Annotated in this window: 14 protein-coding genes; 5 read left to right on the forward strand and 9 right to left on the reverse strand. The window is 59.7% G+C overall.

Annotated features, from left to right (window positions below):
• Window positions 1-3 precede the first annotated feature (3 nt).
• Genes FHX09_RS15855 through FHX09_RS15865 form a run of 3 tightly spaced genes read right to left on the reverse strand, consistent with a single transcriptional unit; the run spans window position 4 to window position 1,689 of the window.
• Window positions 4-786: an anti-sigma factor gene (locus tag FHX09_RS15855; protein WP_132590803.1), complete on the reverse strand. Its 783-nt coding sequence runs from the start codon at window positions 784-786 to the stop codon at window positions 4-6.
• Complete coding sequence (locus FHX09_RS15860) at window positions 783-1,298, reverse strand: RNA polymerase sigma factor (RefSeq protein WP_183720407.1); 516 nt, start codon at window positions 1,296-1,298, stop codon at window positions 783-785. Before FHX09_RS15860 ends, FHX09_RS15855 begins: the two co-directional genes overlap by 4 nt.
• 10 nt (window positions 1,299-1,308) lie before the next feature.
• Window positions 1,309-1,689 carry a hypothetical protein gene (locus tag FHX09_RS15865; protein WP_007802155.1) on the reverse strand — a complete coding sequence of 127 codons (381 nt, stop codon included), beginning with the start codon at window positions 1,687-1,689 and terminating at the stop codon, window positions 1,309-1,311.
• Window positions 1,690-1,835: 146 nt separating this feature from the next.
• Here FHX09_RS15865 and FHX09_RS15870 point away from each other — a divergent pair, with 146 nt between their 5' ends.
• Window positions 1,836-2,963 (forward strand): ATP-dependent RecD-like DNA helicase, encoded by a 1,128-nt coding sequence (locus FHX09_RS15870; RefSeq protein ID WP_007802152.1) that lies wholly within the window; start codon window positions 1,836-1,838, stop codon window positions 2,961-2,963.
• A gap of 16 nt (window positions 2,964-2,979) precedes the next feature.
• Here FHX09_RS15870 and FHX09_RS15875 read toward each other — a convergent pair whose 3' ends face one another.
• Window positions 2,980-3,666, reverse strand: coding sequence for a MerR family transcriptional regulator (locus FHX09_RS15875; RefSeq protein WP_007802151.1), 687 nt, complete (start codon window positions 3,664-3,666; stop codon window positions 2,980-2,982).
• 425 nt (window positions 3,667-4,091) lie between these two features.
• Between FHX09_RS15875 and FHX09_RS15880 the strand changes: the two genes are divergently transcribed.
• A complete protein-coding gene (locus FHX09_RS15880) occupies window positions 4,092-4,844 on the forward strand; it encodes a pyridoxine 5'-phosphate synthase (protein ID WP_007802149.1) in 753 nt (250 codons plus the stop codon).
• Between the two features lie 57 nt (window positions 4,845-4,901).
• Here FHX09_RS15880 and FHX09_RS15885 read toward each other — a convergent pair whose 3' ends face one another.
• Window positions 4,902-5,789, reverse strand: a complete 888-nt coding sequence (locus FHX09_RS15885; protein ID WP_132590807.1) for an SDR family oxidoreductase — start codon at window positions 5,787-5,789, stop codon at window positions 4,902-4,904.
• A gap of 117 nt (window positions 5,790-5,906) precedes the next feature.
• On the opposite strand from FHX09_RS15885, the gene FHX09_RS15890 reads away from it, so the two are divergent.
• Entirely contained in the window at window positions 5,907-6,323 is a 417-nt protein-coding gene (locus tag FHX09_RS15890; RefSeq protein ID WP_007802145.1) for a helix-turn-helix domain-containing protein, read from the forward strand.
• Here FHX09_RS15890 and FHX09_RS15895 read toward each other — a convergent pair.
• The 4 genes from FHX09_RS15895 to FHX09_RS15910 all read right to left on the reverse strand — a co-directional run bounded on the left by FHX09_RS15895 (window position 6,309) and on the right by FHX09_RS15910 (window position 9,990).
• Window positions 6,309-7,538: an MFS transporter gene (locus FHX09_RS15895; RefSeq protein ID WP_132590809.1), complete on the reverse strand. Its 1,230-nt coding sequence runs from the start codon at window positions 7,536-7,538 to the stop codon at window positions 6,309-6,311. The genes FHX09_RS15890 and FHX09_RS15895 overlap by 15 nt on opposite strands.
• A gap of 71 nt (window positions 7,539-7,609) precedes the next feature.
• Window positions 7,610-8,227 (reverse strand): TetR/AcrR family transcriptional regulator, encoded by a 618-nt coding sequence (locus FHX09_RS15900; RefSeq protein ID WP_132590811.1) that lies wholly within the window; start codon window positions 8,225-8,227, stop codon window positions 7,610-7,612.
• Window positions 8,228-8,287: 60 nt separating this feature from the next.
• The gene (locus tag FHX09_RS15905; protein ID WP_007802139.1) at window positions 8,288-9,205 is read right to left on the reverse strand and encodes a bifunctional helix-turn-helix transcriptional regulator/GNAT family N-acetyltransferase; all 918 of its coding nucleotides are present in this window, start codon (window positions 9,203-9,205) and stop codon (window positions 8,288-8,290) included.
• Between the two features lie 65 nt (window positions 9,206-9,270).
• Window positions 9,271-9,990 (reverse strand): aspartate/glutamate racemase family protein, encoded by a 720-nt coding sequence (locus tag FHX09_RS15910; protein WP_007802137.1) that lies wholly within the window; start codon window positions 9,988-9,990, stop codon window positions 9,271-9,273.
• A gap of 160 nt (window positions 9,991-10,150) precedes the next feature.
• On the opposite strand from FHX09_RS15910, the gene FHX09_RS15915 reads away from it, so the two are divergent.
• Together FHX09_RS15915 and FHX09_RS15920 are read left to right on the forward strand one after the other, a co-directional pair.
• Entirely contained in the window at window positions 10,151-10,615 is a 465-nt protein-coding gene (locus FHX09_RS15915; protein ID WP_007802135.1) for an Lrp/AsnC family transcriptional regulator, read from the forward strand.
• Between the two features lie 131 nt (window positions 10,616-10,746).
• Window positions 10,747-12,018: an NAD(P)/FAD-dependent oxidoreductase gene (locus FHX09_RS15920; protein ID WP_132590813.1), complete on the forward strand. Its 1,272-nt coding sequence runs from the start codon at window positions 10,747-10,749 to the stop codon at window positions 12,016-12,018.
• Window positions 12,019-12,144: the final 126 nt, after the last annotated feature.

Below are 12,144 nucleotides of genomic sequence, written 5' to 3' on the forward strand. Positions count from 1 at the left end.
GGATCAGGACGGAAACTGCCTGTAGCACTCCTCCGCGACCTTTCTCAACACATCGCGCGAGACCTCGCCGGTCACGGCATAGCCGAGTTCGCCATCGATCCAGTAGAAGGTTTCGATATTGCCGGACGAGGCGAAGCGGAAGCTGGTAGATCTGTTATCGGCGTTGCGCCCGACGAGGACCGTCAGGCGTTCGCCAGCCTGGTCCTCGTACATGAACATCGCACCGGGACTGCCATCGACGGGCAACAGGCGACCGCCGACCAGCTTGAAGCCGAGCTCCTGCAGGTTCGGAACCTTGAGATCCTGAACAGCTAGCCGCTTGCCGAGCCAGGTCGCCAAATGAGCTTCCTCATTGGCAAAGACCTCGACAGGATGACGGACCTCACCGGCGTAAACCAGGAAGGCGTTGCGGGCTTCGTTGGGAAGCGTTTCGAGTTCCGTCAGTTGCAGATCCGGCTTTTCAAACAGCGTCGGGCCGTAGTGGCCGCTCAACGCGCCAAGGCCGAAAATCGCTATGATCGCGGCCATCGTCGCCAGGCGCTTCGGCCAATTTGCGGGCTGTCTGCGGCCAGTGACGAGCCCTATATCCGCGTCCGTGGATTTTTCATAAGCTGCGAAGAGCGATCGGATATCGGCATTTCGTGCCGTCCATTCCGCCACTCTTGCTGCATCGTCCGGATTGTCACTGAGCCACGCTTCGATGCGCGCGCGTGCCTGATCGGGAAGCTGCCCGTCGGCATAGGCATGAAGATCCGCTTCGGTCACGGTCTGGTTGATCTCGTTCATTTCGGTCTCCGAAGCGTAATGACATTGTCAGCCTTCATGCGCTCTCCTATCCGTTGGCGCGCGCGTGACAGGCGCGACATAACCGTGCCGATCGGGATGTCGAGCGCGGTCGCGACCTCCTGATAGGTATAGCCTTCGATGACGACCAGCATCAGCACCGAGCGGTTTTCCTCCGAGAGGCTGTTTAGCGCGTCCTCCAGCCGCGAGCGTTCGAGGGGATCGGGAGCGGGATCCACCGATACGGTATCCTCAGCGTCGTCGAGTTCCACGAACGGCGCGCGATCCGTCTGGCGGCGGCCGTTGCGATAGAGATTCGTCATGATCGTCAACACCCAGCCGCGCAAGTTCAGCCCCCGCCACTGTCCGCGGCGGGCCAGGACCTTCTCGACGCAGTCCTGCAGCAAATCCTCCCCGTCCGCGTCGGACCGGGTGAGGCTGCGGGAATAGCGTCTCAGCGAGGGAAGGAGGGCCAGGATCTGGCCCTCGAAGGTATCTTGCCCTGGTGTCTTCAAATCGGTTCGCTCACGGCTTGACGAGATCCCAGTTGCCGCCGACGCCGTCACCGGTGATATCGCCCATCTTCTTGTCCTTCACCCAGAAATAGAGCGGCATGCCGTCCTTGGCCCACTGCTTGCTGCCGTCCTTCCGTTCGACAATCGAATATGCACCCTCTGGCTTCGCATCGCTAGCGGCCTTCAGCGGCGGCCAGTTCTTGGCGCAATCGTCGTAGCAATTGGAAACGCCCATTTTGTCCTTCTTGAACGTGTAGAGAGTCATGCCGTTTTCGCCGGCAAGAACCTCGCCCTTGCTGGATTTCACCGCCTTGACGGGCGGGGCCGCAAATGCGGACGTTGCGACGGCGGATGCAATGGCAAATGCGATCAGCATCTTTGCGGATTTCATGGGTTCTCTCCTCACGTGTTGGCACGCTTGATTGCGTTGCCAGACATGAGACACCATCGGCGTCGGTTTTATTCCATTGTGATCGCCCGCTCGCCCAGATTTTCTGGGTTGCCTATGTCAGGCGAATCCTGCCAAGTCGATCCACGATGCAATTTGCTCCGCAACAAGATGAAGCCCTCAAGGCCGTTTCCAAATGGCTGAAAGAAGGGCGGTCGCCGCTTTTCCGTCTGTTCGGCTATGCCGGTACGGGCAAGACGACGCTTGCGCGGCATTTCGCGGAGCATGTGGACGGTGATGTGCTGTTTGCCGCGTTTACGGGCAAGGCGGCTCAGGTGCTGCGATCGCGCGGCGCCAGCAACGCAAAGACGATCCATTCGCTGATTTATCGCCCGCGCGGCGAGGAGGCAGTCGAGGACGAGGAAACGGGCAAGACCTCCATCGCGCCGATGTTCTCCATCAACCGGCAGAGCCCGGTTGCAAAGGCTGCGCTTATTGTGGTTGACGAGTGCTCGATGGTGGACGAGGCGCTGGGCAGGGACCTGATGAGCTTTGGAACGCCGATTCTGGTGCTCGGCGATCCCGGCCAGCTGCCTCCCGTTTCCGGCGGCGGCTTCTTCACCAATCAGGAGCCGGACTATCTGCTGACGGACATTCACCGCCAGGCTCGCGACAATCCGATCATCCAGCTCGCAATGCAGGTTCGTGAGGGCAACGAAGTCAGCTACGGCGATTATGGCACCGCGCAGGTCATCTCCAAGGGCGAGGTGAACCAGTCGCTAGTGCTCGATGCCGATCAGGTGCTCGTCGGCACCAACCGCACGCGACGCCGATACAATCAGCGGCTTCGCGAGCTGAAGGGTTTTACGGCCGAGTATCCGCAAACGGGCGACAAGCTCGTCTGCCTGCGCAACGATCCGGCAAAGGGCTTGCTCAACGGCTCGCTCTGGCAGGTGATGACATCGTCCAGGGAGACGACGAAGCCCGGCATCAACCTGTTGATCCGGCCTGAAGACGACGACATGGATCGCGGCGCAGCGAAGATCAAGCTGCTGAAGCAGGCTTTCGAGGATGTCGAGGGTGAGATTCCCTGGAACACGCGCAAGCGCTATGACGAATTCGACTACGGCTATGCGCTGACGGTTCACAAAGCGCAGGGCTCGCAGTGGAACAACGTCGTGCTGTTCGATGAAAGCTGGGCATTCCGCGATACACGCGAACGGTGGCTCTACACGGCTATCACGCGCGCAGCAGAAACCTTGACGATCGTGCGTTAGGCAATTTTCCTGAGCGTCAGACTTGGACGACGCCGAGCATGACGGCCTTGGCTATGGCTTGAAAGCGATTGTTGGCGTGGAATTTCTGGATGATGCCGGCTTCAAGTGATCGTGCAGTGTCATCTCGAAGGTCGAGGGTGCGTGCAATGCGCTGCGTGGAAAGCCCTGCCGCCATCAGTGCGAGACACCGCAACTCCTGATCCGTGAGTGCCGATCCGCTTTGATTGTCGTTGAGGGGTTGATCCTCGGTCGCCTCGCGATCGAGCAAATCGCTCACCTGCTGCATCTGTCGATGCAATGTGGACATTTCCGCGCTGAGTTCGCGTTTGCGGGTCACGAGCGCATCGCGAAACAGAGCCTCGGCAGCCTCCTGCGAGTCGGCCTCGATGAGGTCAGTCATCAGATCCTGGATCACGGCAACCGCCATGCCGGCCTCGCGGCAAGCGTTGATGACGGCCATGCGCATAACGTCGCCCGGCTCATAAACGCGCATCAGGCCAATTCGGCTGGCCGAAATCAGCCCTTTCTCCTCATAGAAATGCAGGGTTCGATGGGTCACGCCGAAGGCATTGGCCATGTCGGCGATCGGTACTCTTCCGCGGGGCAAGTCGGCGGGGAGAGCCGCTGACGGGAGGAAACGGTGCCGCGGTCGCGTTTGTGTCGCTAGGTCTGAGGTGAACCCCTGCTTGTAACCTTCTGCCATGGTCCCTCCCATTGTGCTCATTGTGCGTCTGCAAATTGCAAAAGGGTGCGGTTGAGTGGGGTTCCCTCTTATCGTTCCTGTTCAGGCATAGAAGCAACTGGCGGTGTTCTCTTCGATATTGTGAGCTTACGTTACCCGTGATTGACGTATTTTGTTAGTATCAAAATTAGTGACTTTTAATTTGCAGGGCAATCCGGACAGAAAGTTGCACCAGGTGAAGGCGATTCTCGTGAGGAATCAGCGTTGGAGAAACGCTTGATCATCTAAAGTGCGAGGACCGAACCATATGTACTTTCAGTGTCGCGCTGACGGGTGAAACACTCGCGTCATCACAGATTCACATGCATTCATGTACGAATCTCGTTGGCCCATACCGACTCATTGGCCTAGAAACGATCATCCTTCGCTTCATTTGGAATCCTGCCATGCCGACCACGCTTTCCGTCAATCTCAATGCCGTCGCGATGCTGCGCAACCGCCGCGATCTGCCGTGGCCAAGTGTCGAAGGGCTGGGGCGGATCGCGCTGCAATCCGGCGCCAGCGGACTGACCGTGCATCCGCGGCCTGACCAGCGGCACATCCGTTTCTCCGACCTGCCTGTCATCCGAAACCTGATCGATGATGAATTTCCTGCTGCCGAGTTCAACATCGAAGGCTATCCGACCGATGAGTTCCTCGAACTTTGTGTCGGCGCCGCGCCTGAGCAGGTCACGCTGGTTCCTGACGATCCCTCACAGGCAACCTCGGATCATGGCTGGGACTTCCGCAAGCACCGCGACTTCCTGACAGACGTCATCGCGCGGCTGAAGAAGATGGGAACGCGCGTATCGCTGTTCGCCGACGGCGATGGGGACGCCGAGGCCGTTGCTATCGCCAAGGCGGTCGGCGCTGACCGGATCGAACTTTATACGGGTCCTTATGGCGGGTGCTACGACGCGCCCGAACGGGCAGGGCCAATCCTTGAAGCGCTCGGCAAGACAGCGGATGCGGCGCTGGCAATCGGCCTGGGTGTCAATGCGGGGCACGATCTGACGGTTGCGAATTTGCCGCCGCTTGTAAAGCGTATTCCCAAACTTGCTGAGGTGTCCATCGGTCATGGATTGACGGCGGACGCGCTAGAATTCGGCATGGCGGAAACCGTTCGGCGGTTCTGCCGGGCGTGCGGTCAGAAGATCTAAGACCGCGAATAGGCGAAGGCCCGCTCCGGTGGTGCGAAGCGGACCTCCTTGACCGACTCAGGCAATGAGGGCGGTCTTGTGCGCGATGAAGAAGTCCTTGAGTGTCTCAGGCTTCTTGCCGGTCAGTTTCTCATAATCGGCTGTTACCAGATCGAAGTTGCCCGCGCGGATGTTGGCATCGGCGGAGACCAGCATGTCGGCGACGAAATCGGGAAGACCCGCGCCGCGCATACCCTGGCCAAGCTGCTCATCCGTGACGCTAACAGCCTTCAACGGCTTTCCCACCGCATCGGTGACGGTCGCTGCGATCTGGTTTGCTGTCAGAGACTCCGCTCCGGTCAGCGTATAGGTCGCATTTTCCTTCGTCCCTGAGGCAAGAGCTGCTGCGATCGCCCGTGCGCAGTCTTCGCGAGAGATATTCGAAATCTTGCCTTCGCCGCTGCCCGTGTACCAGCTTCCCGACTGGAGATTGTGCGGCATGCCATGGAGATAGTTGTCCATGTACCAGGCATTGCGGATGATGGTGGAGGGGATGCCCGTCGCCTTGATGGCATTCTCGGTGCCGAGGTGGTCCGGTGCGAAAGTGACCAGCGATTTGTCCGGCGAGGGCATCGACGTGTAGGCGATGTGTTTCACGCCGGCCTTCACGGCCGCATCCACTGCTGCCTCGTGCTGCTTGAGACGTTGGCCGGGGACGGCAAGTGCATCGGTGCTGATGATCAGCAACCGATCGACGCCCTTGAAGGCGGCTTCTAGCGAGGCGGCATCGTCAAAGTCCGCCTGGCGGGTGACCACGCCCTTGGCGGCGAGATCTGCGAGCTTGGCGGGGTCGCGCGTTGCGGCGATGATCTTTGCAGCAGGAACTTTCTCGGTCTCGAGCAGGTGATGGATGACCCTCTGGCCAAGCTGGCCGGCGGCGCCGGTGATGAGAATGGTCTCGCTCATGTCTTTCCTCTAGGTTCGTTACTGGTCTCAAAAAGAGAGTAGCTCTAGAATAGGAATTGACTGCGAGCTGTAAAGAAGGCAGTTTTTTCGCTCTACGTTACCAAAAGGGAACCAAGGATGAGCGGCTCCGTCGTCAACCTGAAGAACAAGGCACCCGGCATTCGTCGAGACGTCGATCTCAGCAAGCTCGACTTCAGCAATTGCCCGGTCAGGGACATGATGCAGCAGATCGGCGGCAAATGGTCGACGCTGATGCTCGAGGCGCTGTCGCAACGTCCATACCGATTCGGCGAGTTGCGGCGGATGATCCCTGACATCTCGCAGCGCATGCTGACGCAGACGCTAAGAGATCTGCAGCGTGACGGCTATATCGAGCGGGAGGTGTTTCCGACCAAGCCGCCGAGTGTCGAGTATCGCATGACCGATCTTGGCCGCTCGCTCTACAGTACTCTCGCACTGCTGCTGAACTGGGCGGAAGAAAACCATAGCGCAGTTCGCGCCGCCCGGCTCAGGTTCGACTCAGGCAACGTCTGAGACTATCTGCGTGCCGCGGCCTTCCGTCAGGAAGAGAAGGAACGCGAAGGCCGGGAAACAGAAGCCGATCCAGGCAGTCATCGTCCAACCACCGGTGGCGTAAGCCCAGCCGCCCACGGCCGATCCGATCGCTCCACCGGCAAAGAATGTCGCCATGTAGAGACCGTTCAGACGGCTGCGATGCTCGGCGCTGATCGCGTAGATTGCACGCTGTCCGCAGACAAGATTGGTCGTTACGCCGAAATCGAGAAGGATTGCCGCCGCCGTCAGCAACAGCAGCGCCGTCAGCGAACCGTCCGTCGCGAAGTGGCTGATGAGAAAGGCCGACATTCCAAGCAACATCGCCAGCGTGGAGGCAGCCTTGGTCAGGCCGCGGTCGGCCAGGCGTCCGGCGATCGGCGAAGCGATGGCACCGGCAGCACCGGCCAGCGCGAACAAGGCAATGCCGTTCTGCGTCAGCCCGAATTCAGGGCCGGCCAGAAGCAGAGGCGTGGTGGTCCAGAACAGGCTGAAAGCACCAAACATGCCGGCTTGGTAGAGTGCGCGACGCTGCAGAACGCGCGAATGGAGGGCGAGATCTGCCATAGAGGCAAGCAGCTTGCCATAGCTCAGCTTAGTGTGAGGAACACGCACTGGCAGCTTAGCCCTCAAAATGACGACGAGCGCGATCATCAAGGCAGCGGTGACGAAGTAGACCATGTGCCAGGAAGTCGCCTCGGCAAGGGAGCTGGCGAAGGGGCGTGCCAGCATGATGCCACAGAGCAGCCCGCTCATGACGTTGCCGACGACGCGGCCACGGCTTGCGTCCGGCGCCATGTGGGCGGCAAAGGGAACGAGCACCTGGACGGCGACCGAGGCGAGGCCGATGCACAACGAGGCGAGGAGAAACATCGCGGGCGTTGACGATAAGGCGGCTCCGACCAAAGCGACAGCTGAGGTGGTGATGAGTGTCAGCACAAGTCTGCGATTTTCCAGCAGATCGCCGAGTGGGACGATCAAGAGCAGTCCGAGACCGTAGCCGATCTGCGTCAGGGTGACGATCAGGCCGGTTGCCGCCGGCGTAAAGCCGAGGGATGTGCTGATTGGCCCGGCGAGCGGCTGGCCGTAATAGAGATTGGCGGCAACCAGCCCACATGCGGCGGCGAAAAGAAACGTCATCAACGGCGAGATCGTCTGTGGCGCGACGGTTTCCCGCGTGGTGGTCGAAAGGCTCATAGTAGGCTCCGGTGGGACTATCGGATGATTAAAAAAGGTTGCGCGTTTAGGCAGGTCGATCGCAACCCGATTCACGCAAGAAGCTTCATTGCAGTCTCGGCGACAGCGACCATGTCTTCTTCGCTTCGTCCCGTTTTGCCGACCACTCGCATTCCCTTGGTGACGCAAAGGAGGGTACGGGCGGTGGCCGCGACGTCAATTTCGGCTGCGATCGAGCCGTCGCTTTGGCCGAGGCGGAGGAGATCGGTGATCAGTTTTTCGTTGGCTGTAAAAGCCGCTGCGACACGCTCGGCGGCTTCCTCGTCGAAAAGCGCAAGGTCGTTCGCACTGCTAACGACGAGGCAGCCGCAACGACCGGAGGCGCCATGTGACGAGAGCGCATAATGGGCCAGGACCTCGCGGATTTTCTCGCGGCCGGTTCCAACCTTCGCCATGCGGGCATCCAGCAGGCCGCGACGCACGGTGCGATATCGGTCGAAGGCTGCGAGGAATATGCCGCGCTTGTCCTTGAAAGCCTTGTAGACGCTGCCGGAGGCAAGGCCCATGGCCTCGGTGAGCTCGCTGATCGACGCGGCATGATAGCCGCGCTCGGCAAACACCTGCAGCGCCGTGTCGAGCGCTGCATCGCGATCGAACTCGCGCGGCCTGCCGCGTGTCCGGGTCGTTTCAGAAAGGGTCGCCATGGTCATGGCTGACTAATTAGGAAATGATCGTTTCCAAATCAAGTGAAACTTTTGCGACGCAGCAAATCAGAGATCAAGAACCCAGGTCTGCCCGTTTTCCTCCGGCCCGAACATCCGGTGTCTTTCTTCGGAGACAAGGCGAAAGCCGGCCTTCAAGTAAATGCCGCGCGCAGCGTGCAGGATGTCGTTCGTCCAGAGCGTTATCTGTCGATATTTCTTTGTTCTGGCAAAGCGGATGCATTCGTCGACCAGCATCTTGCCGAGCCCGAGGCCGCGTGCCGCTTTGTCGACATAGAGCAGACGAAGCTTCGCAACGCCGTCGCCGCCATTGGTCACGAGAATGGAGCCGACGTTGATGCCACCACGCTCGGCAATCCAGCAATACTCCGTCGACGGATCAAAATTCGCCAGGAACTTGCCGGCGACCTCTGCAACAAGGCCCTCGAAGCGCATGTCCCAGCCGTATTCCTCGGTATAGGCCTTCCCCTGGCTCTGAACGATCCAGCCGATATCTCCGGGCCGGTGGGCGCGGATGACCAATGGAGGAGGTGAGGCGTCCGGATCGAGTAGCGAGCGGATAGCTGTCATTGCCGTTACAACGCTTTGCGGCTCGCCCTCGGCGAGGTTGCCGAAGCGCTCCGCGATCTGAGCATTTGAGCGCCTGCCAAGTTCCTCGAACTGATCGTGTCCCTTGGTGGTGACCATAATGATCTGACTGCGCAGATCGCTGGGATCGGGCTTTGTTTCGATCAGTCCGTCGGCTCGGAAGCGCTTGAGGATGCGACTGAGATAGGCGGGGTCGAGGTGCAGGTCGCGGGCAAGAGTGACCGCGCTTATACCGTTGCGAGAGCCGACCTCGAAGAGGACACGTGCGTCGGTGAGCGTGAACTCCGTATCAAGATAGGCCCGGTTCAAGACGCCGAGAAAGTTCGTGTAGAAGCGATTGAAGTCGCGGGCGACGTCGATCAAGCCAGAGTCGGACATGGACAAAACCTCCTGATAGGAGATTTTGTCCTGCAATTAATTGACTGAGTCAACTAATTTGTCACTCAGGCGGCGACGATCTCTTCGACCGCTTCGTCGCCAAGCGCGAACTCGACAGCTGCCCTGGCATGGATCTCAGTCGTGTCGAAGCCGGGCAGGGGCAGATGCTTCGGGTCGAGGATGAGGCAGATTTCCGTGCAGCCGAGAATAATGCTGTCGGCGCCCTTGGCCCGCTCGCGCTCGATAATCTGCATGAGCTTGTCACGCGAACTGTCGAGCACCTTTCCGGCGCAGAGCTCATTGAAGATGATGTCATGAACGGATGTCCGGTCGGCGGCTTCGGGAACGACGACGTCGACGCCAAGGCTCTTCATGCGATCGGCATAGAAACCATGCTCCATCGTGTATCGCGTGGCGAGCAGCAGCGGGCGCTTGCGTCCGGCGGCCTTCAAGGACTTCGCGGTCTCGTCGATGATGTGGATCAGGGGAACGGAGATGCGCGAGGCGACCTGGTCGGCGATGAGATGCATGGTGTTCGTGCAGATGAGCATGCAGCGCGCGCCGGCAATCTGCAGATGCAGGGCGACGTCGCCGAGCCGGTTGGCAGCGGCGTCCCAGTCGCCCGCCCTTTGCATGGCGACGATCTCATCGAAATTGACGGAGTGCATCAGGAGGTCGGCCGAGGCGAGCCCACCGAGGCGCTCGCGCACCATTTCATTGATCAAGCGATAGTAGACCGCCGAGCTTTCGAAGCTCATCCCGCCAATCAGTCCGATTGTCTGCATTATTGTTATGCTCCCGTCTGGAATTTCCTATTGGCGAAATCATGCATCGATCATCGCGCAAATGGTTTGCTTTGTTTGTATCAAGTTCTCCGTTGGCGCTGTATTTTTGCGCCAAATTTCAGTATCGTGCAAAATCAAATCATAACTCTGGGAAGACTCGATGCTGGATGATCGCGACCGCCGAATCCTCGAACTCTTGCAAGCCGATGCGGGCATTTCGGTGACGGATCTCGCAGAGAAGGTCGCGTTATCGGTCTCGGCCTGTTCTCGGCGCATCCAGCGGCTGGAGGAGAGCGGTCACATTGCGCGGCGGATCGTGGTGCTTGACCGTGAGAAGATGGGTGTCCCGACGACGGTGTTTGCGCTGATCAAGACGGCGCACCACACCGACGAATGGATCGAAGCATTTCGTCGGGCGATCAGCGCCATTCCCGAGATCGTCGAGGCGCATCGGCTTACCGGGAACCACGACTACATTCTCAAGATCGTGCTGCCACGCGTCGAGCACTACGATGTGATCTACAAGCAGATCGTTCGCAAGATCGAACTCTTCGACGTTTCCGCATCCATCTCGATGGAGTTGCTGAAAAGCGGGACATCGATTCCGGTTGCTTACGCAGACTGAGTTGTCTCCACTCTCTGAATTCGACCTCGGCGACAACCGCTGGACGCAGGCGAGCTATACCCAAAGAGAGGTTGAAAGCCGCGGGCAATCGACGACATTTGCGGTAGCGCAATGGCACGGAAAGGCAAGTCATGAGCGAGCACCACGTTGTCGTTGTCGGTGGCGGTTTCGGCGGACTGCAGTTGGCAAACGATTTGAAGGGAGCGGGCGTCCGCATCACCCTGGTCGACCGTCGCAATCATCACCTGTTCCAACCGCTACTTTACCAGGTGGCGACGACAATCCTTTCGACCTCGGATATCGCCTGGCCCATTCGCCACCTCTATAGCGACCGGCCGGACGTCACGACGCTGCTTGGTGAGGTCGTTGGTATCGATACTGCCGCAAAGGAAGTTGCCTTACGCAGCGGCATGACTCTGCGTTATGACAGCCTTGTTCTAGCGACGGGAGCAACGCACGCATACTTCGGGCGAGACGATTGGGAGCCGGTTGCGCCAGGGCTGAAGACGCTGGAGGATGCCACGACGATCCGACGACGGGTTCTGCTCGCATTCGAACGGGCGGAGACCGAAACCGATCCCGCTATCCGTGACGCGCTTCTGACTTTCACGATTGTCGGTGCAGGGCCGACCGGTGTCGAGCTCGCCGGGATCATTGTCGAGCTTGCGCGCAATGCCTTGCCGCGCGAATTCCGCAATATTGATACGCGCAAGACACGGGTCGTGCTCGTCGAGGCGGGGCCGCGCGTACTTCCTACCTTTGCCGAAGAGCTTTCGGCCTATGCCGGCAAGGCGCTTGAAGAACTCGGTGTCGAACTGCATATCGGCGAGCGCGTCCTGGAGTGCACGGCAGCAGGCGTCGAGACAAGCGAAGGGATCATCCCAAGCCGCACGATCGTCTGGGCTGCAGGCGTACAGGCGTCGCCCGCTGCCAAGTGGCTCGATGTGCCGGCAGATCGGGCGGGGCGCGTCATCGTCGAGAAGGATCTGACGGCGCCGGGGTTTCCGGATGTCTTTGTCGTCGGCGACACGGCCTCTGTCGTTCAGGAGAGCGGCGCCCCGGTTCCAGGGATCGCGCCGGCCGCCAAGCAACAGGGTGCCTATGCCGCAAAAGTGATCCGCGCGCGCCTAGCGGCAAAACCGGCGCCCGCTCCGTTTCGCTATAGACATCAGGGCAGTCTTGCGACGATCGGCCAGAGCGCCGCGATCATCGATTTCGGTCGCATCAAACTGAAAGGCTGGATCGCCTGGTGGATATGGGGCATCGCCCACATCTACTTCCTGATCGGGACGCGTTCGCGCTTTGCTGTGGCCTGGAGCTGGCTCTGGATCTACCTGAGCGGTCAGCACAGCGCGCGGCTCATCACTCAAAAGGAAACAATGCGCGACGACGATCGCACATAACAAAGAGGGCGGCTCAAGGCCGGCCTCAGACCGCTGACAAACCCGTCGATTTTTCGGCGGGTTTTGTTTTTCGGATAGGATTTTTCTGGCTGCAGGATTTCTGGCGGAGGAAAGTCGGGTCGTTCC

Source organism: Rhizobium sp. BK538 (assembly GCF_014197575.1).
In the GTDB taxonomy this organism is placed as follows: Bacteria; Pseudomonadota; Alphaproteobacteria; order Rhizobiales; family Rhizobiaceae; genus Rhizobium.

Excerpts from the sequence above, each read along its gene's own strand:
- FHX09_RS15910 (WP_007802137.1), bottom strand. The coding sequence starts at position 9,990 with ATGCAGACAATCGGACTGATTGGCGGGATGAGCTTCGAAAGCTCGGCG.
- FHX09_RS15920 (WP_132590813.1), top strand. The coding sequence starts at position 10,747 with ATGAGCGAGCACCACGTTGTCGTTGTCGGTGGCGGTTTCGGCGGACTG.
- FHX09_RS15855 (WP_132590803.1), bottom strand. The coding sequence starts at position 786 with ATGAACGAGATCAACCAGACCGTGACCGAAGCGGATCTTCATGCCTAT.
- FHX09_RS15875 (WP_007802151.1), bottom strand. The coding sequence starts at position 3,666 with ATGGCAGAAGGTTACAAGCAGGGGTTCACCTCAGACCTAGCGACACAA.
- FHX09_RS15900 (WP_132590811.1), bottom strand. The coding sequence starts at position 8,227 with ATGACCATGGCGACCCTTTCTGAAACGACCCGGACACGCGGCAGGCCG.
- FHX09_RS15895 (WP_132590809.1), bottom strand. The coding sequence starts at position 7,538 with ATGAGCCTTTCGACCACCACGCGGGAAACCGTCGCGCCACAGACGATC.
- FHX09_RS15915 (WP_007802135.1), top strand. The coding sequence starts at position 10,151 with ATGCTGGATGATCGCGACCGCCGAATCCTCGAACTCTTGCAAGCCGAT.
- FHX09_RS15905 (WP_007802139.1), bottom strand. The coding sequence starts at position 9,205 with ATGTCCGACTCTGGCTTGATCGACGTCGCCCGCGACTTCAATCGCTTC.
- FHX09_RS15865 (WP_007802155.1), bottom strand. The coding sequence starts at position 1,689 with ATGAAATCCGCAAAGATGCTGATCGCATTTGCCATTGCATCCGCCGTC.
- FHX09_RS15870 (WP_007802152.1), top strand. The coding sequence starts at position 1,836 with ATGCAATTTGCTCCGCAACAAGATGAAGCCCTCAAGGCCGTTTCCAAA.
- FHX09_RS15880 (WP_007802149.1), top strand. The coding sequence starts at position 4,092 with ATGCCGACCACGCTTTCCGTCAATCTCAATGCCGTCGCGATGCTGCGC.
- FHX09_RS15890 (WP_007802145.1), top strand. The coding sequence starts at position 5,907 with ATGAGCGGCTCCGTCGTCAACCTGAAGAACAAGGCACCCGGCATTCGT.
- FHX09_RS15885 (WP_132590807.1), bottom strand. The coding sequence starts at position 5,789 with ATGAGCGAGACCATTCTCATCACCGGCGCCGCCGGCCAGCTTGGCCAG.